The 24268-nt window shown below is 38.4% G+C and carries 17 protein-coding genes; 9 read left to right on the plus strand and 8 right to left on the minus strand.

All coding sequences use genetic code 11. The features are described 5' to 3' along the window. Nucleotides 1-3: 3 nt before the first annotated feature. Nucleotides 4-1026 (minus strand): cyclic GMP-AMP synthase DncV-like nucleotidyltransferase, encoded by a 1023-nt coding sequence (locus ACI2JM_RS03075; protein ID WP_404642013.1) that lies wholly within the window; start codon nucleotides 1024-1026, stop codon nucleotides 4-6. 292 nt (nucleotides 1027-1318) lie between these two features. On the opposite strand from ACI2JM_RS03075, the gene ACI2JM_RS03080 reads away from it, so the two are divergent. The 4 genes from ACI2JM_RS03080 (at nucleotide 1319) to ACI2JM_RS03095 (ending at nucleotide 7701) form a co-directional block, all read left to right on the plus strand. Beyond that, nucleotides 1319-1636: a hypothetical protein gene (locus ACI2JM_RS03080; protein ID WP_404642015.1), complete on the plus strand. Its 318-nt coding sequence runs from the start codon at nucleotides 1319-1321 to the stop codon at nucleotides 1634-1636. A 34-nt stretch (nucleotides 1637-1670) separates the two neighbouring features. Then, nucleotides 1671-3179, plus strand: a complete 1509-nt coding sequence (locus ACI2JM_RS03085; RefSeq protein ID WP_404642017.1) for a hypothetical protein — start codon at nucleotides 1671-1673, stop codon at nucleotides 3177-3179. A 295-nt stretch (nucleotides 3180-3474) separates the two neighbouring features. After that, entirely contained in the window at nucleotides 3475-5016 is a 1542-nt protein-coding gene (locus tag ACI2JM_RS03090) for a site-specific DNA-methyltransferase (RefSeq protein WP_404642019.1), read from the plus strand. A 3-nt stretch (nucleotides 5017-5019) separates the two neighbouring features. Next, a complete protein-coding gene (locus ACI2JM_RS03095; RefSeq protein WP_404642021.1) occupies nucleotides 5020-7701 on the plus strand; it encodes a DEAD/DEAH box helicase in 2682 nt (893 codons plus the stop codon). Nucleotides 7702-8184: 483 nt separating this feature from the next. Here ACI2JM_RS03095 and ACI2JM_RS03100 read toward each other — a convergent pair whose 3' ends face one another. Then, the gene (locus tag ACI2JM_RS03100; protein WP_404642023.1) at nucleotides 8185-8463 is read right to left on the minus strand and encodes a hypothetical protein; all 279 of its coding nucleotides are present in this window, start codon (nucleotides 8461-8463) and stop codon (nucleotides 8185-8187) included. Nucleotides 8464-8687: 224 nt separating this feature from the next. After that, a complete protein-coding gene (locus ACI2JM_RS03105) occupies nucleotides 8688-8909 on the minus strand; it encodes a helix-turn-helix transcriptional regulator (RefSeq protein ID WP_225735171.1) in 222 nt (73 codons plus the stop codon). Nucleotides 8910-9033: 124 nt separating this feature from the next. On the opposite strand from ACI2JM_RS03105, the gene ACI2JM_RS03110 reads away from it, so the two are divergent. The 5 genes from ACI2JM_RS03110 to ACI2JM_RS03130 all read left to right on the plus strand — a co-directional run bounded on the left by ACI2JM_RS03110 (nucleotide 9034) and on the right by ACI2JM_RS03130 (nucleotide 16827). Further along, complete coding sequence (locus ACI2JM_RS03110; protein ID WP_404642025.1) at nucleotides 9034-9249, plus strand: hypothetical protein; 216 nt, start codon at nucleotides 9034-9036, stop codon at nucleotides 9247-9249. Between the two features lie 2 nt (nucleotides 9250-9251). Then, complete coding sequence (locus ACI2JM_RS03115) at nucleotides 9252-10427, plus strand: Arm DNA-binding domain-containing protein (RefSeq protein WP_404642027.1); 1176 nt, start codon at nucleotides 9252-9254, stop codon at nucleotides 10425-10427. Between the two features lie 118 nt (nucleotides 10428-10545). Continuing rightward, entirely contained in the window at nucleotides 10546-13095 is a 2550-nt protein-coding gene (locus ACI2JM_RS03120) for a hypothetical protein (protein ID WP_404642029.1), read from the plus strand. Between the two features lie 2 nt (nucleotides 13096-13097). Then, the gene (locus ACI2JM_RS03125; protein WP_404642031.1) at nucleotides 13098-16178 is read left to right on the plus strand and encodes a tyrosine-type recombinase/integrase; all 3081 of its coding nucleotides are present in this window, start codon (nucleotides 13098-13100) and stop codon (nucleotides 16176-16178) included. Between the two features lies 1 nt (nucleotide 16179). Continuing rightward, entirely contained in the window at nucleotides 16180-16827 is a 648-nt protein-coding gene (locus ACI2JM_RS03130; RefSeq protein WP_404642033.1) for a hypothetical protein, read from the plus strand. A 313-nt stretch (nucleotides 16828-17140) separates the two neighbouring features. On the opposite strand, the gene ACI2JM_RS03135 is transcribed toward ACI2JM_RS03130, so the two are convergent. The 5 genes from ACI2JM_RS03135 to kdpB form a co-directional block, all read right to left on the minus strand. Continuing rightward, nucleotides 17141-17683: a DUF3124 domain-containing protein gene (locus tag ACI2JM_RS03135; protein ID WP_404642035.1), complete on the minus strand. Its 543-nt coding sequence runs from the start codon at nucleotides 17681-17683 to the stop codon at nucleotides 17141-17143. Between the two features lie 75 nt (nucleotides 17684-17758). Then, the gene (locus ACI2JM_RS03140) at nucleotides 17759-18445 is read right to left on the minus strand and encodes a response regulator (RefSeq protein WP_020442997.1); all 687 of its coding nucleotides are present in this window, start codon (nucleotides 18443-18445) and stop codon (nucleotides 17759-17761) included. Between the two features lie 43 nt (nucleotides 18446-18488). Further along, nucleotides 18489-21239 (minus strand): DUF4118 domain-containing protein, encoded by a 2751-nt coding sequence (locus ACI2JM_RS03145; RefSeq protein ID WP_404642037.1) that lies wholly within the window; start codon nucleotides 21237-21239, stop codon nucleotides 18489-18491. 84 nt (nucleotides 21240-21323) lie between these two features. After that, nucleotides 21324-21998 (minus strand): potassium-transporting ATPase subunit KdpC, encoded by a 675-nt coding sequence (gene kdpC / locus ACI2JM_RS03150; RefSeq protein WP_404642039.1) that lies wholly within the window; start codon nucleotides 21996-21998, stop codon nucleotides 21324-21326. A 21-nt stretch (nucleotides 21999-22019) separates the two neighbouring features. Continuing rightward, nucleotides 22020-24158: a potassium-transporting ATPase subunit KdpB gene (gene kdpB, locus ACI2JM_RS03155; RefSeq protein ID WP_404642041.1), complete on the minus strand. Its 2139-nt coding sequence runs from the start codon at nucleotides 24156-24158 to the stop codon at nucleotides 22020-22022. Nucleotides 24159-24268: the final 110 nt, after the last annotated feature.

A 24268-nucleotide genomic window follows, 5' to 3' on the forward strand; every position in this document is an offset into this window, starting at 1 on the left:
TACCTATGCTGATGTGCCAGTACTGACATATGGCGCTTCATTACTTTTTTTAGCTTTATCGCTTTTCGCTACTTCTGGAAAGTCATCACCAAAACTTTTTCTCAATGTCGTACTGGCCTCATGCGCATCTGGCTCATCGACAGCTGACTGTAAATTATCCCTTAGTGTCTCAAAACGTTCCTTGATAGTAGCCATGTCTTCATCACTGACAGACTTCAGTAAATCACCACCGGGTGTTATAGGCAGATTAATGCTGAGACGACCAAAGTAATCAAAATTATTCAAGATAGTTTTGACCAAGCTTAATAGAACATCTCCATCATTTTTAACTTCTACTTCGGGCTCTAACCAATGATATGCTGCCATGGTCAGCCCAATGCTATGAATCCCAGCAGATTTATGATGACGCCATCTCTTTAAGTAGCGTACGCATCTACGAAACTGTTTACGTTGATCAGAACCGTTATCCTCATAGGTATCATTACCTTTATATAAGCCATTTATTATTGAGTTGATACCTTCAGGATCCGCTGCCTGCCAAACTCGCTTATCTTCAGTTAACCCTTTTCTACCTTTAGCTAGATAATATGTATTATCGTATGTGTTGCTAGACTTTGCATATATTGGCAAATCAACATGATAATCTGGTTTGCCATCCTTCATATATGTCACTGTCACACATGAACGACTCACTTCTACAGTCCGATTATTGTGTTTGATACAATCTGCGACTAACTCTTTTAATTCGACCGGTTTGTAGTCTTCTTTATGGCAGTCCAGTAATACACCAACATCAATATCGTAATCACCAGCTCTGACAGGTTTAATACCCGTATTTAAGGCGTAGCTTCCTTGGTTGAAGCTTCTTTCATACTGAGGATAACCATCGTCTTTTCTTTCTGCCAATTTACTCTTAAGCTTATCGATGATTAGGTCGCGTTTTTTACGTAAAAAGTCGTTCTCTTCGTAAGTGCCTAATTTAATAGCATTATGGAATTCTAAGAACTGTTTTTGTAAATCTGCCATATACGTTACCTCTCAATAATTGTTAAGTTTTGATAGTTATAGAATATATCAAGCAACGATATCAATTGATAGACACAAATAGTTTAAAGCGTCAACTCGTGTCGTAAAGAATAGAATTCACTGTAAAATACTGAGCGCTGAATTAAGCCAAGTAGCATTTACCCAATATCTGACATGACTCTAGCTCTAGACCTCAAAATTAAGAAAAAACTGCCCTTACGGTGAGAGGTAAGTTTCTTTAATATAACTCCATTGGCATTTGCCAACAATTGCAACTTCAATGGAGACCAATATGACAACTCATATTAAAAAAATTTCAGACACCACGATTGACCTACTTGATAAGGTAAGCACTTCCACCTCACGTGCAGGCATCACCATAGAGCGCGCAGGTAAAATGTATGATAAAGATGTCGATAAAGACGTGATTGCGCTTCAACTATCGAAAAACAGTAAAAATGGAAATGTATATACGGAAGTACATGTAGACGCACTTGTAATGATATATGAAGATACTAAAACTAAGGTAGGTATCACTAAAACGCAGGCAACTGCATTGATTGAAGACCAAAACAATAACGAGTTGCTACCAAATCAACTATTGTCTTGAAATTTATAAAAATAAATCGCAGAAGGTGAGTAACATGAATTTTGCTATCGAATGTGCCCTGAAAGAAAATGGAATATCCAAATTTAATGAATTGAAAAGCTTGATGACGGATTCTCAAAAAATCCAGCAAAGAACTGTTAAAGGAGGCAGAATACTCTCCTCTAACGGTAGTTCATACTTACTAGAAGCGATTTATCATAGTTATCTAGACGAAGATCAAAAAGTTGATATCTATAGTTCTGAGTATGAAATTGGCAATCCAAATCTTATTGAAGACCTAAATAAACAGAGTCTCTATCAATATCTCGAAGAGCAATATGGTGGTTCAGCAGAAGATTCAGTTAAAAGGATTGAGCAATACATCAAAAAACTAACAGGTGTGACCTTTCAGAGTTTTCTTAGTAACGACATAAAAAGAGTTTTAGCTTATAAAATAATTACTTTGTTTTATAAGCTAAGCAAATATGAATTTAAAGGACAGTCCAAAATTCAGCTATTTAACTTTTTAGACATAGAAACCCGATTCAAGATGCAGTTTGAATTTAGAGCTTCGCATCCATATCGTGATGCAGAAGGTAGAGGCTATGAGAATACAGCTCTATTGGCAGAATTATTGGGGCATTTAACTTTTTCTATGCCGAAAGAGTACTTAGAGCAATCTAGGTTAATGGAGACATATTTGCCAACTATTGCTGATCAAATCTCTATGCATACACGGAATTACATTGAACTTATGAACAACGCTGTCGGGCATTATGACGACAGCGGACAGATGGCTAACTTGAATAAGATAGCTGATGGCAACTTAAAGAGTGCGTTTAATTCTATTTTCGAAAGTGTTGGCAATCAATTAACGCAACGTTTAGACTTTTTACTCTATAACTTGATCTCATTGAAAGGGTATATAGCACGCAAGTCGTCAAATGAATTATTAGCTAAGCTGGTTCATGAAACTCATCTAGAATTGCAACCTTTTCAAGGTAGAACATGTAAGACATGGGAGGATAAACATTTCATACCTTACTTATTAGGCTATGATAAATCAGTTAGCAAATCAGTCGATAAGCAAGCAGATTTTATTGAAAAATATATTCTAGCGAGAAATATGAACGGAACAACTGCTCTCCCGGCTCAGAATAAGCAGATATTAAAGGCAGTAATCATTCATGATAGTGCTATAGATGATATTAAAATAGACTCATTTGTTTTTGGAGGTAAAAATATACCCTCATCGATAACTGCTGTTCTTAAAACAGGTGTTCGAGATTTAGAAAACTCAAAAGTTAATGGCACTTCTTTTTCATATGAAAGCTACCCAGAAGCTATATTATTATACTGGGATATGCGTTATCAGCTTGCATTGCGAATAGTATTATCTAAAGATAAACAAAAAGCTATAAATAAATACCGACGAATTGCAAATTGGGAAACACGTATTGATGAAGTTTTAATTGAATATGTAAAAAATGCAAACCTAAATACTTATGATAAGCTATTAACACTACCTAAAAAGTTACAAGCTTTTTTATCTAATATCATCTAACCACTTTCATGAAAAATAATTATAGTTCTGAATAGTTTTTTTTATACTTACTCAAAATGCATGCAACTTCTTTAGGTTGCGTGCGACAGATAATGTCGCATCCATCCAAATCAAACCTGAAAAATATCCAACAATAGCTTAAAGTAGCTCTGACAAAGCAAATGCCTAAGATATCGTATAACAGGTCGATATCTGGTGAGAGCAAGCGGGTTGTATGATAAATTACCACTCAGAATATTAAGCACTAAACATGCCAGCCATTTACGGCTGAAAATAAAGAAGGAAGTGAGGCGATATGCCTATATTGAATTGGTTGAATAAAGAGCAAGCGTTGACTACAGCGCGTGACTGTCCATATCGTTTGGTAGAGCTAGTGCCAGAATTATCGTATGGCGAGTCAAATACTGACAATATGCTTATTCAAGGCGACAACCTCGATGCATTAAAAGCACTCATTCCTACGCATTCAGGAAAGGTAAAGTGCATCTTTATTGACCCACCTTACAATACTAAAAGTGCCTTTGAACACTATGACGATAATTTAGAGCACAGCAAATGGCTATCGATGATGTATCCACGCTTAGAGCTATTGCATCAACTGTTATCTGAAGATGGCTCTATTTGGATAACTTTAAATGATAACGAGGCGCACTATTTAAAAGTAATGTGCGATGAGATTTTTGGAAGAAGTAACTTTATTTCAAATTCAATTTGGCAAAAAAAGTATGCTGCATCCAATGATGCAAAGTCTCTAAGTGAAGATCATGATCATGTGATTATTTATGCTAAGTCAAAAACAAGCTGGACTCCTAATAAATTAAAAAGAAATCTTGAGTCTAATAAAGCGTATAAAAATCCTGATAATGATTCTAGAGGTTTATGGAGAGCGGATAACTACAAATGTAATAAAAGCTCAAAAGAAAGGCCGAATTTATATTACGCGATCATACAACCCGAAACAGGTAAAGAAATTTGGCCCTCTAAGACTGCTGTTTGGCGTTACAACTATGAAACTCATCAGCGTCATGTGAAAGAAAATTCAATCTGGTGGGGAAAAGATGGTACAAATAGCACTCCAGCTTTTAAAAGATTTCTTAGTACAGTTGATGATACAACGACACCTCAGTCTGTTTGGCTCTGGCAAGAGGTAGGTCATAATCAAGATGCTAAAAGAGAAGTAATGAAGTTAAATCCAGATTCGCCGTTTTCCACCCCTAAACCTGAAAAGCTTATTCAACGAATAATTCATATCGCTTCAAACGAAGGTGACTTAGTGCTCGATTCATTTCTTGGGTCTGCTACTACCTCCGCTGTTGCTATGAAAATGAATCGTAGGTTCATCGGCATCGAGCTTGGTGAACATGCAGTTACACACGCCCAACCACGCTTAAAAGAAGTAGCTGATGGTGAGCAAGGTGGTATTTCAGAAGACGTCAACTGGAAAGGTGGTAGTGGCTTCAAATTCTACCGCTTAGGTGAAGTCATCTTTAATGAGAACGGTTCGTTAAGAGAAGGCATCAGCTTTGATGTGCTTGCGGCGCATATTTGGTATGGTGATACTCGGCAAGCGCTACAGCAGTCAGCTAAATCACCACTACTTGGCGTGCACAATGGCGTGGCTTATTACTTACTTTATAACGGTATTTTAGGCGATAAACGTCCTAACGGTGGCAACGTACTCACATCAAAAGTGCTGTCTATACTACCACCACACCCTGAAGACCCAGAAAATGGTAAAAAAGTCATCTATGGTGAGACGAGCCGAATGGGAGAAGCCCGCCTCAAAAGTGAAAATATTATATTTAAGCAAATACCATACGATGTGAAAGGAAGATAAGCGATGTTTGAACTAAAGAGCTATCAGCAAGGTGCACTTGATACCCTTACGAGTTTTTTTCAGCGTTGCCGTATGGATGGTGACATCGACACAGCATTTCAGCAAACACTACAAGATAATAACTTTGTAGAAACCCCTTATCGTGCTTACTCTTTCGATGATACGCCTTATGTCTGTATTCGCATTCCGACAGGTGGCGGCAAGACTGTACTAGGTGCTTATGCAGTATCTACAGCGGCGACTCATTATCTATCGCAAGATTTCCCTATTGTGTTATGGCTAGTACCGACTACTACCATTCAGCAGCAGACCGTTTCGGCGCTCAAGAGCAATCCAGACTATACCGACCATTTAAACTGCGCCTTTGCTAATCAAGTCAGTGTCTACGATATCGCTGATGTCAATCAAATCCGTGCGCAAGATATTGGCAATAAAACAATCATAGTCGTCTCTACCATTGCCAATTTACGAGTAGCTAAGACGTCTGATCGCAAGGTCTATCAGTATCATGAAGACTTTGAACCGCATTTTGCCAAATTAAGTCGTCAGCATCCCTTTTATGACAAGCTTGAGACCGTCAGCGAAGACGATGTTTCTGAAAATGGTTTGACCGTCAATGATATAGGTAAGATAAAGTACTCTTTTGCCAACCTATTGGCGCTATACAACCCTCTAGTCATCGTTGATGAAGCCCATAATGCTAGGACGTCATTAACCTTTGACACCCTGAAACGTGTACATCCTGCGGCTATTATTGAGTTTACTGCCACTCCTAATACCTCAACCACTAATGGTAGTAATATTTTATATCATGTCTCAGCGGCACAGCTCAAAGCTGAAGAGATGATCAAGCTACCTATCATTTTGACCGAGCATATTAATGGCTGGGAAGAAGCGGTACGTGATGCGGTATTAACACGTGATAGATTAGCGCTTAAAGCGCAAAAAGATATCGACTATATACGTCCTATCGTCCTACTGCAGGCAGAGAATAAGAACGGCAAAGTAACGGTTGAAGTACTTAAAAAGTGTCTGATTGAAGATCATAATATTACTGAGGATAAAATTGCAGTAGCTACAGGGACGCAGCGAGAGCTAGATGGTATCGATCTTTTTGACCCTAACTGTCCTATCGAGTACATCATTACTATAGAAGCTTTGAAAGAAGGCTGGGATTGCTCATTTGCCTATGTGTTCTGTTCAGTTAAACAGGTGTCCTCTAGCAAAGATGCTGAGCAGCTATTGGGACGTGTATTGCGGATGCCTTATGCAAAACGCCGCGTGATAGAAGATCTAAATAGAGCTTATGCTCATTTGGCAACCACAAGTTTGGCGCAAGCGGCAAAAGAGCTGACAGATAAACTTATCTCAATGGGTTTTGAAGAGTTAGAAGTTGCCACGTTCCTTCGACAGCAAGATGCCAATCAAGGTGATTTATTTGGTCAGGTAGATAAAGATGACGCTGTAAACTCGAGACCTAAGTTGACACCACCTTCTCTGATGGTTGAGGTACAGGATACGATAGATACCACCGAGTTATCAGAAGAAGAACGCAGTAGCATTAAAATATCTGAGATAGATGGTCGCCAAGTGGTCACAGTTACGGGTAAAGTCTCAGAGCCATTGAAAAAAGCAATTACCAAAGTGGCGGTCGAAAATAAAAAAGAGATTGAGACTTCAGTTGATAGGCATAACCTCAGTGTACATGCAGCTTTGTCACCAGCAGAGAACGGAGTGAAATTTACCCCGCTACCAAGACTGTGTGTCATGGTTCAGGGTGAGCTTGAACTGGTTGAGAAAGAAGTATTCTTGGATGTATCAGGTTGGAATCTACTAGATTACCCAGCCAAGCTCGACTACCAGCCTACTGAAGAGACGACAAGTTTCCTAGTCGATGTAGAAGGCAAAAAAGTTAAATATAACCTTGCTCATGAGTCACAAACTTTAAACCTAAACCTAGCTAATACCGAAGTAACCCAAGATGAGCTTATAGGCTGGCTAGACCATGAATGCCGTCAAAGTGATGTAACTCAGCGTGAAATGACGAGTTTCTTAACCAAGGTAATCAACCAATTATTGCAAATACCGTCATTGACACTCACTACCCTCATACGTAATAAATATCCACTTGCTCGCTCTATACAGGAGCTGGTATCTGCTTATAGACAGCAAGCAATGACTAAAGGATATCAGCAAACTTTATTCGCAAGCGATGCTGAAGTACTCACAACATATGACTTTAGTTACGAGTTTAAAGCAGATAATTATCCAACACGACCACCTTATTATTCAGGTAGTTATGCGTTTGACAAACATTATTATCCGCAAATCGAAGACATGAAATCTTCAGGTGAAGAGTTCGACTGTGCTCAGACTATCGATTTACTACCTCAAGTGAAGCATTGGGTAAGAAACCTAGTCAGACGTGGGGAAGCGTCGTTCAGCTTACCACTGGCACATACCAACTTTTATCCTGATTTTATCGTTGAATTGCGGGACGGTCGTATCTTGGTGGTTGAGTATAAAGGCAAGCCTTACGAAACCAATGATGATTCAGCAGAGAAACGTATGGTAGGCGAACTTTGGGCAAGTCATAGCCAAGGTCAATGCTTATTCTTAATGGCGGTTAAAAAAGACGATAAAGGTCAAGACGTGCGGCAGCAGATACTTAGTTTAATTAATTAAACTAAATGCAATCCCTGTGCTTCGTATTATGCTTAATCTATAAATACCTTTATATTATTAAGTCTTATTTGAATAATATAAAAACAATAAGCCAGATAGTTCAACTATCTGGCTTTTGATTTGTCGAATAACTATCTACCAACTGTAAGCTGCCCGCCAGAAAAACTAATACATGATTCGCAGAACCAAGATGATTGTTTTCTGATATAAGGTATATCCGCTGGTACATCAAGTTGATAAGGCCGTCCACAGTACTCACAGTGCACATCATCTAAGTAAGCTTGGCACTCCGCTAATACACCAAACAAAATATGATAATCAACACTATACTGTCTACAGAGCGTTTCTATATGCTCTACATACCGTCCATTATGCCCGTATGCCCAATAGTCTTCACATAGTTGTATGTCGGACTGATCTGCATTGGCGCTAAAAATAAGTTTTAAGCTCATGGTTATCTCCAAACCAAATAGTTAACGTTGATCACAACGAATAAGGAATATCGTAGTGATTCATAATGTCCAAAAATTTGGTCTCAAGGTTCGTTAATGCATAATGATTTAGCGCTAACCCCTCATTGAGCTCACGTTGAACCCATATCCTAACCGCTTCATCATTGTAGAAAAGGGGGTTAACGCCTAGCATTTTTGCTAACTGCGAGCCCTGTTGTATTTGCAGGTTTACCATAAGCTTGGTAGATAGCGATATCGCTTCGGCGCTTAACCAGATTGAAGCATGCGGCGATTTAATAAATGTCTTCATGTATAACCTCCTGTAGATTAATATTTCTTTCTGTTAGTCGTAATGACTTCCTACAGATTGAATTATACATACATTTGAGCTGATGCAACTCAAAATAACCTTCTGTAGAGTTTTTTATTACTTAATAGAACATTTAACTCATTTGAGAAACTATATTGTTGCGTATTATTTGGTGTAATAACTGATAAGCGCAGCACTATCTTGAATTTTAAAAGGAGGAAAGTTTATTCTTCTTCCTTAACTAGCTCATAAAGGTCGCCCACTTCAATATCCAAATATAAGCATAGCTTTTCTACTACCTCTAGATCCACTCTGGTCGCTTCTTCGTTATACATACGTGTGATTGTGCCTCTGTTGACATCTGTATCTCTAGACACATCGGCAATCTTAAGTCTTTTTTCACCCATAATTCTAGATAAATTACATTTCACCATAACCTCCTCCATAATAAAATAACCTACTGTAGATAAAGATGTCTTGCAAAAGATGATTTTTAGTGTAAATTATGTTCTATAGCAGGTCATAAAGCTATTAGATAATAACACTTTAATCTTTAGTAAGGATTTTACTATGAGTTATACCTATTTAACAACCGAAGAGCTGTCACAACGTATTAAATATGACAGCAAGACAATACGCAATCAACTTAAGGATGCGGTATTCATTGAGGGCATTCATTACATCAAACCATTTGGAGGTAGAAAAATCCTTTTCATATGGCAAAAGATTGAAGAGTTAATGCTGACAGGCTACGACGATAACATTCCATTTGCAGCGGGAGCGTAATCATGGCGAGTATCAATAGCCGTAATGGCAACCTATATGTAGATTTTCGATACATAGGCCAACGTTGTAGAGAGCAAACTTTACTTGCAGACACTAAGCCTAATCGAAAGCGTCTAGAAAATTTTGTTAGTAAAATGCAAGCAGAGATTCAATTAGGTAGTTTTCGCTATGAAAACTATTTTCCGCAAAGTAAAAAGCTTGAGCAGTTTCAAAGCTTAGAGCTTATGAGGTCAACAAATAGTCATAAGGATTCAAGCTCAGGCTTTGATAGTTTTAGCAAAGTTTGGTTAGAGGAAAAAAAGCCGGAATGGCGGGACTCTCAAATAAGTAATGTGGAAGATATATTTAGAATTTACTTAATTCCTCATTTTGGTAATGTACCGCTCAATACCATTAGCAAAGCCAAAATCATGACTTTTCGAGGCAAGTTAGTCGAAGATGGTAATAACGGAAGAACTTTATCAGCGTCTCGCATTAATCATATCATGACGCCATTACGTATGGTGCTGACCGAAGCCTCTGAGCGTTTTGATTTTGACAGCCCTTGGAAGAATATAAAACCACTCAGTGAGCCTAAAAGTAATGTCAGTCCTTTTGATCTAGATGAGGTCATGCTCATTATCAATAACGTGAGAGCAGATTATAAGCCTTACTATATCGTACGATTTTTTACAGGTATGCGTACAGGTGAGATTGATGGCTTGCCTTGGAAAAATATAGATTTTGAACGCCGACAAATCATCGTTGATCAGGCAGTCGTCAATGGTGTCATAGGCGAAACTAAAACCTCAGGTTCGAATCGTATCATTCAGATGAACCAACTGGTTTATGATGCATTAATTGGTCAGCGGAAACTAACTAAACATCTAAGTGAGTTCGTGTTCTGCACAAAAGCGGGTACACCTTTGAATCATCGTAATGTGACAAAGCGAGTTTGGTATCCGTTATTACGATACTTAGAGCTTGATAAGCGTAATCCTTACCAAAGTAGACATACGGCTGCAACTCTTTGGCTTGCTGCTGGTGAGTCGCCTGAATGGATTGCTGCTCAAATGGGTCATAGCAACACAAAAATGCTATTCACAGTGTATTCTCGCTATGTGCCAAACCTAACTCGTCAAGACGGAAGTGCTTTAGATAAGCTACTGATAGCACGAGGAATATTACAAAATGTATGAAAAAGCCTATGTTTAACAAAAAGACATCCGAATAGATGTCTTTTTTCAATTTTATCACTGGATGCTTTATATAAATGGAGCTACAGTTAAGGAAATGGTTCGTAATGGTTATAGAATAATGGCTGATAAAAATAATATCTCTAATAATATTAAGAATTGGTTAAAGGTTAATATCCTTGATTTTGCCAATATTGGAGAGGTAGCAAGCTTAATAGTTGAGCTAGAATTTTTAAAAGATACTTTGCCTGAACAATTTAGATTAGAGTTGAACAATGAATATCGATCATTGGCTGAGTGGATAGAAACAGTAGAGGTTGAAGGCTCTCTAATGGAGTTAAAGAAGTCACAAATATATGAAAAAGGCATCGATCATCAAGTGTTTTTAGAAAAATTTAAAGAGCGTCGTCTTTATCTGAAAGATCTTTATCTTATTACCTTTTTAGTCCATCGAGCAGACTCATCTAAGATAAATACTATTCGTGCTCTTTATTTTTTCTTGTGTCTAAGGATGGTTGAGCTAACGGATTATGACAGTCGAGTTGAGACGACACTTGATGAATGCAGATTTTTAACCAATAAAACCCGTGAATTTCTGATTCCTTTCTTACCGGACTTAACAGAAATGGATAGCTTGGAAGATGTGCAGGAAAATCTTACTGAAGCTCAAGAAAGCGATAACTATACCAGATGGTTTAATAGCTCTCCTGATACCTTTGAGTCAGAAATAAAAAGATATAAAAGCAAGTTGCTGAATAAAAATACATTATTTCCTTCTAGCGATGCTAAAAATGATATTAATGAGCGTATAGCCCAATATCTTTACGAGTATATTCTACCGATTGAAAATTACTTCAAAAATGTTTCTGGTATTACTCGAATAACCAGCACTACTTATCAAGTTGTTAGTGGTCCCTCATATTATGACGATACGACAGGAAATACGTTCAGTGACTTAGTAAATATCTTTGAATCTACAAGCAATACAGATGCTTTTGAAGCTGATGAACGCCAAGATAATGAGCAGGAATCCTTTGAGCAAGTAACTATAGATAATCCAAGTAACTATTATTTAGATCTGGTAAAAGCAGAAGGCCAATCAAACAGTCGTCGAAAAAATGCTATGAACCAGATGACTGATGTTAATACGGCACATGAAGATGAAATAAAAAGATTGGTCGAATATATAGCTAGCAAACTAAGCAAACTTGATTTTTTATCTATTGGTAAAGAGTACGAATATGAGCATGAGTATGAAGAGGGAAAGTTTAAATTCGATATATCTGATCAATCCGCACTATATCTATACATGCTCTTACTGACAGGTATTCATGACATATATACTTCTGAGCAGTTAAAGCTTGGATCTAACGGTTATCGCTACCAGCTCACGTTTTGTCCAGCACGTAGCCATATCGATGATGACTGGGATAAATCGTTATGTGCCTATAAATCAAATAAATTGAATAAGCCAGACAAGCTATATGTTTTTATGCCGTATCCGTTAGGTGCGATGCACATTGAAATGGTTGAAAGTATTGATGATAAAATGAAAGACTCTATTCATGAAGAAGCAAAAGAGGATCTCCGTAAACTCAATAAAGAGTTTGGAATAAGACTGAGTATAAATAAGGTTAAAAACTATTTGCCTCACTATTTAGCTCAGACCAATATAGATAAAGCGCTTATAGAAGTATTGACTAACTGTGCTGTTCATCACCTCTCAGCCCTACCTTATTATAATGTCAGTCAATATGATTTATTTCGATGCCAACGCGATTATATGGATCACTTAATAGTGCTACTTGAAAATAAGTATGAGCCAAATCAAACTAAACTATATATGCTTTTTGAACTACCCGATGAAACATTAACAGATTATTGGGATAAGACTATAGGGAGTGCATTAGCTGTTAATGAATTTAGACTAGAAGAGATTGTGGTTAAACTAAGACAAAAAGTGGAAGCCGCCACTGCAAATTTAAAATTAAGTAGCTTGAATTCATTGGTTTGTCTTCATAACAGCTTTATGGACTATCTATATATTTTGATGTCTGTTGCAAGTGGTTATCGACCTGTTAATGAGCCATTTGGCAGGTTGTCAGATATAGATACCAGAACTGGAGTCTACTTTATTAGCGATAAGGAAATGCAAGATGACACTATTGGCAGATTAATCTACCTACCACACACCGTATGTCAGCAAATCAATGAGTATGAAAAATTTATTAAAAGTAATGGCATTCTCTTTAATAAATTAGGAAGTAATATTAGTCAAATATACATGGATATTTTAGATAGCCGTATTGGACTGATAAATTATCTAAAATTAGATGAGATAACTAATACAGTTATTCAGTTGAAGTTAAACAAAGTATTCATAAAAGAGCGTATGTCACAATATATATCACTACCTCTTAATTGGCATCGACATTTTATACGCTCGCTCAAAAATATACACATCGGCAAATATTCATACAACTCAGACTTCAATGAAAGACCCATTGGATATGACGTTATTAGTGCTTGGATGGGACATTCTGATGAACTAGGATTCAGCTTTTACGACCCTTTTAGCGGTTTGAAACGATCTGAACTTAGAGGGTTTACAAATACACTAGATGAGCTTATCAACGGTATTGGCTTTACAGTCATTCAATTGGAGCGCTAAAGATGGCACGTCAAAAATCTGGTATTAAGATACGAGAAGAAAAACGAGATAAACTAGAAGAAAAGCGCTTTTCGTTAGCTTGCAAACTAATAGACAAACACATCGACCTGACAAAAATTGTAGCATCTGAAGATAAACAGCGATCGTTTGACTTGATGTGGCTAAAGTTTGATACTAATTTGTCCGCTAATAAATATTTTAAAGATGTTAAAAAATATTCTGCCTCATATAATCACGCCGTAAAATACTGTCAGAGTCGAATAGAAGATGAAAATATTGATATGGGTTTTCCTAAACTTATCATTCAATCATCTCGTGCCAAATCTTTTCGTACACAAGAATGGTTTAATGACGGTAAGCGCGTGCTAGATTTTTATTTAAACTGGGTTAAAGATTTAGAAACTAAAAAAACTGTTGATATAACTGTAAGTGATATCTTATTCACTCTCATCTTTCACAGTGCAATCCTAAAGGCTCCTGTACTACAGGAGATATTGGATCAAGTAATTGGGAAACGTTTAAAAATCGAACAAATTTCAGGTTTGCCAACCATCACTGTGATCGTTAAGGACAAGGCTTATCATACAAATACTTATAAAGCGTCAGAAGCGGTTCATCAAGCACAGGTTTTTATTTCTCCACTATCAGCTCATATTATCCAGTCTTATAACAAAGAGCAGAAAAATACTGTGATAGAACGCAGTAAGAATCTCACAATATATAAAAGATATCAAAGCATACAACTCACACAAGCAAACCAAGGTAATGAAATAGAACTTGGTTTGAAACGTTTTTTGATAGGTGCGGTCTATGTGCTAGAAAATTATTTTTTCTTCGATCTCCCTGAACATACTTGGTATATTATAACGGGTAAAGAGAATACCTATAGCATGGCAACTTCCAATTGGCAGTCTCTGATCTATAATATTCAACATAATGAGAATCAGAAACAAGAAGAATTTAATAGCGTTTTGACTAACATGGACAGTAATAGTCATGTAGAAAGTAGTCCTCGCTTAGTAGTGGAGATAGCGAAGTTACTTAGGAAAGACGTTAAAGACAATAATGCCAAATTATCTGAAAAGAAATTAATTAAAGAGCTAGATGAAATTTATAATCGATTAAAAAGTGATCAAAGCTCTTTACAAGAAAAGGCAATAGTTGGCTGGCTATTATTGAAAGCACGTACCTGTAAAGTAAGCAGTGTTCAAACCTATAGTAATACCATCACTAGTCGCTGGCTAGCACTTACTCAAGACGCAAACCTACAAAGTTATCAGGAAGAAGATTTTATAACGCTATACAGTGAGATGATTGAACTCAGTAAGACCACGAAAGCAAAGAATTCAGTCGCTACATTAATTAATGAAATACACCAATACATGGTTAAACACTACCATACAAAACCTATAGCTCCATTGATTACAAGCGATAAACCCCATCATAAAGTTGGTTATATATCAGAGCAGATGTTCCAAGCTATCCTTGATAAGATTGATAGCCTTACTACAAATATAGATGAAAAACAGGCTTTGAGCTTAGCGTTAATATTAGGACATCGGTGCGGGCTGAGAATTGGTGAAATAGTTAAAATAAGATTGAATGATGTAGCCGAAACTCAGAATTATCTAGAGATTAGAAATAATAAGTTTGGAAACAATAAAAGCCTCTCTGCTTTACGTCGTGTATTACTTGCACAACTATTAACAGAGTCTGATATTAAGTTAATTAAGCGTGTTTACATCAAACGTTCAGGCGATAAAGGTCAAACGCTTATAGCCAGCCAAGATGGCATGTCTTACAACGCTCAAACAATATCAAGAATGCTTACACATCTTATAAAAGAGGTTACTGGCTTAAGCTATCTTACTACACATCATCTACGCCATAGTTGTCTAACTAATTTTCAGTTAATGTCATTTTTATACGATAAAGACTATCAATTTAATGGCTATCCAGGTGCAACGTTTTTAAAAGGCTTGCTACCCTACGAATCAGCTCAAGCTGCTAGCATCGTCAATCATTTCGAAACGAATCTTGCATACAAGAAAATATATGCTTTGGCAGGAATAGCAGGCCACGCTACCCCTAGTACAACATTTTCATCATATGTACATTTTACGGACATTCAGGTGGGATTATTATTATGGCAGACCAATTTTAAACTAGCTATGAAGCACAATCAGATACTAAAAATACCGAGAAGACAAAAATTTGAAACTGAAAATATGCATTTAAGACTAAATGAATATCTCATTGATAAGCTTAAACTGCCTTATTTTCCGAAACCTATGCACAGTAAAATACTTAATGATGGTTTTGATGAAAAAATTGTAAAAGTTAAGAAATATTCTTTCGATGAAGTACATCAAGTTCTTGAAGCTTATACTCAGAAAGGTGATTATGAGAACCTCATGCATATCTATGATGTCAGTCAAGAAACTGTTGAAACATGGCATCATAATGCAAAGCGACTAAGAGACGATTCAAAGTTTCAAACTAGGAAAGGTAACCCTAGGTTGTTTGATATCAATAATAAAGGAGGCTTATTACCTGTTAAAGATAGATATGATGATGATAGAAAAATCATGATGCAAATGACGGAAAAATTTCGTAGCCTTTACTTAGAGAGTGAGGACAAAAAACATATCCATCAATTTATATATCATACACTTACTCACTCTCAATATAATAAAAACTTTATTATATTTAACTGCGCAGTAGACCTCTATAACTATCTTCAAGTTATTCGTAAACTAGTCTATAAAAAAGATATTCGACTCAGATACTACAACTATGCGCAAGCTGCCGAACAAGATCAGGATGCTTGGGACAATGCTTTAAAAGATATACCTATTTCGCAGAGAAGAAATATGGATAATGAGCAAGAAGAAAGCTTTTGTCAAAATCAAAAGCAGATCCGAGTAGAGCTATCACTCGCTAGTCAAACCGAAGTTACAAGAATTCAAAATAGAGCAAACTCTGTTATACCTATAAGGCAGTGGAATGTTAGGACAATACAAATATTTAGCCACTATGTATTTATTATGATGGGTGACAGAATTAATAAGGAAGTAGCGTAATATGAAACTATCTGCTAAAACAATTAGTTTAAATAGCAACTCAACCGTAAAACTCCATCCTTTAGCCAGTAGGCTTCATCAAGTACTGATCAAAGCCTATATTAGTAGTGATAAGAGTACCTACCTCAAAAACGTACCTAACTATTTTGGCAGCAGAGTTGAGATACCTATTCATAATATTTCTGTCATATTTAAAGACGGTTCATACGAAATAATCGGGGGCTGTTTTTCTCCTATATTTGATCTAAATGATATTTCTAATGAAAATACTGTGATTCTAAGTTATACAACATCTCAAGGCCATGATACAAAGAATAAAACTGATGAACAGGTAAAGAGAGTAAAAAAAAGAATTCAAGATAAGTTTGACCAAGACGTAATAGACTTTATATATATGGATTATATTAGGGCGATTTCTATTCTCTCACTTTCAAAACCAGGTGTCATGTATTCAGAAATTAGAGAGTTATCACAGGCTAAAAGCAAATATAGTAGTGCTGTTTGGAACGAAATATTTGGTAATGAAGATGAATCGCCAATAAACTATCTTAGTCAGAAAGATTTTTCAATGCTTATTGGTAAGACTCGGGGTACTGTGAATAATCATAACAAACTTAAAGGTTTCACATACCAAGCAAAGGATTCCTGAATTACTGCCAGATGTATTATTAATGGATACATTGCTACAATCTTTAGTAATATTAAAATAGATCTCTTGCATAAGTCATTGCTAGCCCTTGATACTCTGTTAGCGGAGGTCAATAAAACGGTACTTTTGCAAGAGATCTAATAATGAGGTCTTTTGAACATACCTAAGTTCAGGTTAGAACAGAGCTATCAGATGAATCGTTATTGATCAAATGGACAATTTAAAGATAAAGAAGGTCACTTTTAAAATGTATTTTTGTGTTCCACTTTATGAGTTAACGAACGATATACATTGAATATAAAATGATTTTTTATCAGTGCATAACTGGTGTCCCTTGCGTGTTAAAAGCAAAAGCTTTATTACTAAAATTACCAATCATTACCGCCTCAATCACTGGTTTAACCGTATCATCTAAAGCTTCAACCTCAATGATAAAGTCTGCACCAGGACCCCCTTTATTTTCTTCTTTTTCAACGATATAGTTGAGGGTTGCCATAGGTGGCAGCTTAATTGAGTTCTTGATATATGACTTTATTAGCTCTCCGTTAGTACCGTAATAATCAATTTTATTGATATAAAGCGATTTGTTTAATGTGGTGTTACGAATACTCAAAGTCGCTGATAGCAATACTTTTTGATTGTACCTATCAATATAAATGTCTGAATAAATGGGCACATAAAAGGTTTGTTTATAACTTAATTGACGGGAATCGACGGTAGAGGTTGTTTCAAGCTCTTTAATAGGATCTTTATTATCTTCTGAAAATACTATATTGGGATCTTTTATTGATTTATCACAACCTGATAACAGCATCAATATAGCAATGGCTATGGCGGACATACTGAGCTTGTTCATGATGTTTCCCTCTTTTTTTGCATCTTACCATCAGCTTAATATTCTAGTTAGGAGACTAAATACATTCATGTATTGTCAGTCTTTAGGGATATGTAGCTTGTAGCCGACACCGATTTCGGTTAAGAAGAAATTTGGTCGAGAAGGATTATCTTCTAGTTTCTGGCGTAAATTTGACATAAATATGCGAACATAATGTTCTTGATGATTATGACCTTTACCCCAAACTTCATTAAGCAGTTGTTTATGGGTCAGTACTTTTTCCGCATAACGGATCAGGACAGTCAGCAAGCGATACTCAATAGGTGTTAAATGGACGTCTTTACCATTTTTCTTGACTTGTCTCTGCGTCAGATCGATGCTGACATTGCCAAGCTCTATCTGACTAGGTGCTTCGTAGCCAACCTGCCAGCGGCGCATATGTGCATTAACACGCGCAACCAATTCGCCCATACTAAAAGGTTTCACTAAATAATCATCTGCACCTAAATTGAGCGCTTTTATTTTATCCTGTTCATCACTGCGAGCTGATAATACTAAAATAGGTAATGAGGACCACGTCCTAATATCTGCAATGACGTCACAGCCATCACCGTCAGGTAAGCCAAGATCTAATATAAGTAAATCAGGACGGCGCGTTGCAGCTTCTATTAAGCCCCTGTGCGAGCTATCAGCGATATAAACTTGATAGCCTTCTTGCTCCATCGCTGTTTTAATAAATCGCGCAATATGGGCTTCATCTTCGATAATTAGTATGGTCTTCATTAGTGTGTTTTTCGCTATTAGTATTAACCTTATGATATAGCACTTATCGTGCTAAGTTTGCTGAATCAATGTTTGGGCTGCTTGCTATAAAGTCGTCACTCAATAAATCTTGTTCAGGCAAAGGTTGCCAAGGTAGCGTTATAATAAATTGTGCACCGTGAGGTTGTATATTATTAGCGCTTAACGTGCCACCCAGATGCTCAACTAAATCTCTACTCAAAGCTAAGCCTAAACCCAATCCCGTTGTAGTACCTTCCGAATTCCCTCGAGTAAAGCGCTCAAATATTTGCGTCTCCATACCTACAGGTAGACCTTCTCCTGTGTCTGTCACCGTTATCAGGTATTGCCGATTATTATCAAGCATTGTTTTGATGCAAATACAGGCATTGTCTAGGGTATAATTGATTGCATTGGTTATTAAGTTATTTAAAATACGCGACAAAATCAATTCGTCGGTATAAATAAAGTCAATATTATGGGGAATGTCTATTTCTATCTGGCGCTCTTTTAAATAGTGCTCAAGCTGACGGATATTACTACCAACGATTTCTTCTAAGCTCACCCATTGCTTGTTTAGTTTCATGCCGCCAGACTGTAGCGAGACGTAATCTAAAATATTAATGACTAAACGCTGAATGACGTTTGCTTGCTGCTCAATATCGACTGCCAGTTGCTTCTGCTCACTTGCCGTTAAACTCTGGATAGCAAGAGAAGACGCTAAACCAGATAATACCGTTATTGGCGTTCGGATATCATGAGACAGCGCTGATAATAGCGTCCCACGCAGCCTTTCTGATTCTACCTTTATAAGTGCGGTTTGAGCCACTTTTGCATAATATACCCTCTCCAAGGCTAGCGTTATTTGGGCAATAGCCACATCAAGCGTTCGTTGTTGTTCGGGTTGATTAAAACTCTCACTATCTGTCGGCATTAACGCTAGTACACCAAGCACTTTACTGGAAGTCGAAAGCGCTCGATAGTGCATCGTGTTAGCGTTGAGTGTATTTGTGCCTAATCCAGCGCTCTCATTGTGATCAAGCACCCACCGAGTCACTACCCAATTGAACTCTGCAGGTATGCTACTATCTGTCATAACAACGAGTTTATTGTCCGCATCTGGCATCACTATGATTGCAGTGCTAGCAATATGCTGTGTTAGCCATGCTGCAGCTTGGCTGATGATGTCATTGTTTTTACGAGCAGCACTTAGGCTTTGAGCAAGATAGCTCATGGATATTGCCTGCTGTTCACGTTTACGGGCAGCTTGTGCCTGAAATCGCAGGCCAACTGCTAGGTTGTTAATGATTAAAGAGACGATAAGCATAACGGCAAAGGTAACTAAGTATTGAACGTCACTAACATTAAATGACAGCTTAGGTTCAACAAAAAATAAATCAAAGCTCAGTACGCTCAAAAATGCAGCCAATATGCCGGGAGCGCGTCCAAAGCGTACCGAGATAAAGACAATTACTAATAAGTACAGCATGACCACGTTGGCTAAATCAAACCAGCGTGTCAGGGCAACTAGGGTAACAGTTACTAATCCGCATCCCAAAACTGCCATAAGATAGCCATTACGGTTATCTACCGATGATAATTCTGCCACGTTCCAAGACGGTAATTGACGCTCATTAATAGTTTTGCTTAACTGCTTAGTTTGATTAACCAATATCAAATCTAAATTAACGTCTTGCTGTGAGATGAGCTTGACCAGCGACTGACCCCAGTGATACGGTCTAGAGCGGTTAGCATGGTTTTGTCCAATAATAATACGGCCAATATTGAATTGATGGGCATAGCTGGTCAAACCCTCTGCCACGGTAATGGCACTAATCACTTCGGTTTTTGCACCCAAATCATCCGCTAAACGCAATGCCTCCAAAACTTTCTGCTTATTATTAACTGAACGATTTAAACCGCGTGGTGTATCGACATGTACCACATACCACTGTGAATGTAGACTACTGGCCAGCCTAGCAGCATGACGAATGAGGCGTTCGCTGTGCGCCCCCGTACTGATTCCTACCAATAGCTGATCTGCGGTATTCCAAATAGGTGAAATTCGAGCTTGGTTACGATAATCTTGCATATCTGCATCGACCAAGTCTGCGGTTCGGCGTAATGCCAGCTCTCGCAGCGCGATCAAATTACCTTTACGAAAGAAGTTATTAATAGCGTGTTTGGCTTGGCTTGGAATGTATACTTTACCTTCGTGAAGACGCGCCAATAATTCATCTGCCGGTAAATCAACCAATACCACTTCATTTGCCTGATCAAAAAACCAGTCGGGCAAGGTTTCTTGAACCACCACTCCGGTAATTTGATTGACAACATCATTTAAGCTTTCTAAATGCTGAACGTTTAGTGTCGTGTAAACACTGATACCTGCTTTTAGTAACTCTTCAACATCATGCCAACGTTTAGGATGGCGAGACCCTGCGATGTTACTATGTGCCAGCTCATCAACCAGCAAAATATCTGGATGACTGGCGAGAGCGGCATCAATGTCAAACTCTTGTAACATCTGTCCATGATATTCAATCTCGCGTAGCGGCAATACTGATAGCCCTTGTACCAGTGCTGCTGTCTCACTGCGACCATGTGTCTCTACAATACCAACCAATACATTACGTCCATGCGCTTGTGCTTGGTGTGCAGAGGTCAGCATGTCATACGTTTTACCAACCCCGGCCGACGCTCCAAAAAATATCTTTAATTTACCTCTATTGACCGTATACTCTTGCTGCTTGATTTGCTGCAATAACGCATCTGGGCTAGGGCGGTTAGTATTCATTATGACCCTCGATAGCTCTTAAATAAAAGTAAATTAAAGTGGCGGCTTTTGGTTAATCCGTTAGTGTTGTTTAATACTGTCTTACTATTTAACTGGGAGAGTAGATATCTGGTCTAAAGCTAAGTTAACGGCCAGCACATTGACACGCGGCTCTCCAAAGATATTAAACTGCTTACTATCGGTATTATCGTCGATTGCTTTTTGTACTTGTTCAGCACTTATTCCGCGTATGTTTGCCACTCTATTTGCTTGCCACTGGGCAGCCGCAGGTGAGATATGTGGATCCAAGCCACTTCCCGACATGGTTACCAAATCAATCGGAATCGGCGCTTTATTCTGTGGATCAGCAGCCTTAAGCTTTTGCACTTGCGCCTCAACATTGCTGGCAAGTTCAGGATTTAAAGGTCCCAAATTACTACCTGAAGATTGGGTGGCATCATAACCGTCACCAGCAGCAGAAGGTCGTGTCCATATATATTGTGGTTGATCAAACTGTTGGCCGATAAGCGCAGAGCCAACTAATTGTCCCTCTTTTTCTATTAAGCTACCATTTGCCTGATTGGGCATAGTCACTTGCCCGACGCCCGTCATTAGTAATGGATAGCATAAACCTAAAATGATACCTAATAATATAAATAGCAATATAGCAGGTTTGAGCATTGGCATATGAGTAGCAGCGTCATCTAATGCGTTGCTGCTATCTGTTGCATCTTGCACTGATGGCTTAGTGTTGGTATCTGGGTGAGAATGAGTGTGCATAGTAATATTCCTTGTGAATGGTTAGACCAGGTGCAATACGTTAATGAGCATATCGATAAGTTTAATACCCACAAACGGTAGCAGTAGTCCGCCCAATCCATATATCAAGAGGTTCCGGCGCAATAGGTTAATAGCAGAGTCTGGACGATACTTTACCCCTCGCAGCGCTAGTGGAATTAGACATACAATGATTAAAGCATTAAAAATAACCGCTGATAAAATAGCGCTCTTTGGGCTGCCCAAATGCATAATATTTAAGACGTTTAGAGCAGGATAAGTACCAGCAAAAGCTGCTGGAATAATCGCAAAGTATTTAGCGACGTCATTAGCCAAACTAAAAGTCGTCAGCGCCCCACGGGTCATCAGCATCTGCTTGCCGGTTTGCACCACTTCAATAAGCTTGGTCGGATTTGAGTCCAAATCCACCATGTTTGCCGCTTCTTTGGCCGCTTGAGTCCCACTATTCATAGCAACGGCAACATCAGCTTGAGCAAGTGCTGGCGCGTCATTGGTACCATCACCAGTCATTGCCACTAGCTTACCTTGGCGTTGGTAACTGCGAATCAATTCAAGTTTTTGTTCTGGTGTGGCCTCCGCCATAAAGTCATCAACCCCAGCTTCAGCAGCGATAGCAGCAGCCGTTAAAGGATTGTCCCCAGTAATCATCACGGTAGTAATACCGATTTTTCGCAGTTCAGCAAAGCGCTCTTTGATACCAGATTTAACCACGTCTTTGAGCTCAATAACGCCTAATATCTGCTGACCATCTGCCACCAGCAGTGGTGTACTACCGCGGCGAGCCACTTCTTCTACTTGTTGCTCCAAGTTACTCGGTAGTGTGCCACCTTGTTCTGTCACCCAATTTACAATGGCGTCATAAGCGCCCTTACGGATGCGGCGTTGCTCAATATTGGTACCACTCATTCGAGTTTGTGCGGTAAATTCGATGGTTTCAAATGGCTTTGATTTCCAGATATTCTCATCAATATCAAAACGGCTTTGGGCCAGTTTGACGATACTGCGACCTTCGGGTGTCTCATCGGTTAGCGAGCTAATCAATGCCACTTCAGCCAGCAAGTGCTCGTTAATACCATTCGATGGCAGGAATAACGAAGCTTGACGGTTACCGTAAGTAATAGTGCCGGTCTTATCGAGCAATAGCACATCAACGTCGCCAGCAGCTTCTACCGCCCGTCCAGAGGTCGCAATGACATTGGCTTGCATCATACGGCTCATACCTGCTACGCCGATAGCCGACAATAAACCGCCAATCGTTGTTGGAATAAGGCAGACCAGTAATGCGACTAAAATAACAATAGAGATGGGTTCGCCTTGACCTGATGCGAGCACTGCAAACTGAGAGAATGGCAACAGGGTGACGCAAACCATTAGAAATATCAGGGTTAATGCAATAAGCAAAATAGTCAGTGCAATCTCATTGGGCGTTTTAGTACGTTTGGCACCTTCTACCAAGGCAATCATACGATCCAAAAATCCTTGCCCCGGCGCTTGGGTGATACGAATAATCAGCCAGTCAGACAAGACTTTAGTACCGCCGGTGACCGCGTTAAAATCACCGCCACTTTCACGGATTACAGGAGCGGATTCACCAGTAATGGCTGATTCATCGACTGAAGCAAGTCCTTCTATCACCTCACCATCCGCTGGAATGATTTCTCCCATTTGCACTAATACAATATCATCTTGATTAAGCTCAGTCGCCTGCACCATAGTAGCGGCGGATAATCGCTCGCTACCAGCAAGCTTACGCGCTTGCACATCTTGACGTGCCTGCTTAAGACTCGATGCTTGCGCTTTACTGCGACCTTCTGCCAAGGCTTCAGCAAAATTGGCAAACAATAAGGTAAACCATAGCCAAAAGGTAATTAACAAAGTAAAGAGTAGTCCCGTTTGACCTTGGATTAACATGTTAATGGCTAATATGGTCGTCAACCATGAGCCGATATAAACGACGAACATCACGGGATTACGCCACTGAACGCGAGGATCAAGCTTGAGTAGCGCATCTTTTAGCGCCGGTTTAATCAACGCCGGATCTAGGAGGTCTTGGGAAGGTTTTTCGGGTAAATCAGAGTTATCAGGCTCTTGCTGAGGGGGCACATCTAAGTCTTTATTATTAGCATCTATTGAAACATTCATGGTCTTTATTCCTAACATAATCATAAAAAGGGAGCAATTCACCACTAAAAAGGTAAGTGTCTATTTATCAAATTATCAAATCTATCGACTTTGGCAAATTTGCTGAAGTC

It is taken from the genome of Psychrobacter sp. NPDC064578 (genome assembly GCF_044901245.1).
GTDB classification, from domain to species: Bacteria; Pseudomonadota; Gammaproteobacteria; order Pseudomonadales; family Moraxellaceae; genus Psychrobacter; species Psychrobacter cibarius_C.

Excerpts from the sequence above, each read along its gene's own strand:
- ACI2JM_RS03075 (WP_404642013.1), bottom strand. The coding sequence starts at position 1,026 with ATGGCAGATTTACAAAAACAGTTCTTAGAATTCCATAATGCTATTAAA.
- ACI2JM_RS03080 (WP_404642015.1), top strand. The coding sequence starts at position 1,319 with ATGACAACTCATATTAAAAAAATTTCAGACACCACGATTGACCTACTT.
- ACI2JM_RS03085 (WP_404642017.1), top strand. The coding sequence starts at position 1,671 with ATGAATTTTGCTATCGAATGTGCCCTGAAAGAAAATGGAATATCCAAA.
- ACI2JM_RS03090 (WP_404642019.1), top strand. The coding sequence starts at position 3,475 with ATGCCTATATTGAATTGGTTGAATAAAGAGCAAGCGTTGACTACAGCG.
- ACI2JM_RS03095 (WP_404642021.1), top strand. The coding sequence starts at position 5,020 with ATGTTTGAACTAAAGAGCTATCAGCAAGGTGCACTTGATACCCTTACG.
- ACI2JM_RS03100 (WP_404642023.1), bottom strand. The coding sequence starts at position 8,463 with ATGAAGACATTTATTAAATCGCCGCATGCTTCAATCTGGTTAAGCGCC.
- ACI2JM_RS03105 (WP_225735171.1), bottom strand. The coding sequence starts at position 8,909 with ATGGAGGAGGTTATGGTGAAATGTAATTTATCTAGAATTATGGGTGAA.
- ACI2JM_RS03110 (WP_404642025.1), top strand. The coding sequence starts at position 9,034 with ATGAGTTATACCTATTTAACAACCGAAGAGCTGTCACAACGTATTAAA.
- ACI2JM_RS03115 (WP_404642027.1), top strand. The coding sequence starts at position 9,252 with ATGGCGAGTATCAATAGCCGTAATGGCAACCTATATGTAGATTTTCGA.
- ACI2JM_RS03120 (WP_404642029.1), top strand. The coding sequence starts at position 10,546 with ATGGCTGATAAAAATAATATCTCTAATAATATTAAGAATTGGTTAAAG.
- ACI2JM_RS03125 (WP_404642031.1), top strand. The coding sequence starts at position 13,098 with ATGGCACGTCAAAAATCTGGTATTAAGATACGAGAAGAAAAACGAGAT.
- ACI2JM_RS03130 (WP_404642033.1), top strand. The coding sequence starts at position 16,180 with ATGAAACTATCTGCTAAAACAATTAGTTTAAATAGCAACTCAACCGTA.
- ACI2JM_RS03135 (WP_404642035.1), bottom strand. The coding sequence starts at position 17,683 with ATGAACAAGCTCAGTATGTCCGCCATAGCCATTGCTATATTGATGCTG.
- ACI2JM_RS03140 (WP_020442997.1), bottom strand. The coding sequence starts at position 18,445 with ATGAAGACCATACTAATTATCGAAGATGAAGCCCATATTGCGCGATTT.
- ACI2JM_RS03145 (WP_404642037.1), bottom strand. The coding sequence starts at position 21,239 with ATGAATACTAACCGCCCTAGCCCAGATGCGTTATTGCAGCAAATCAAG.
- kdpC (WP_404642039.1), bottom strand. The coding sequence starts at position 21,998 with ATGCACACTCATTCTCACCCAGATACCAACACTAAGCCATCAGTGCAA.
- kdpB (WP_404642041.1), bottom strand. The coding sequence starts at position 24,158 with ATGAATGTTTCAATAGATGCTAATAATAAAGACTTAGATGTGCCCCCT.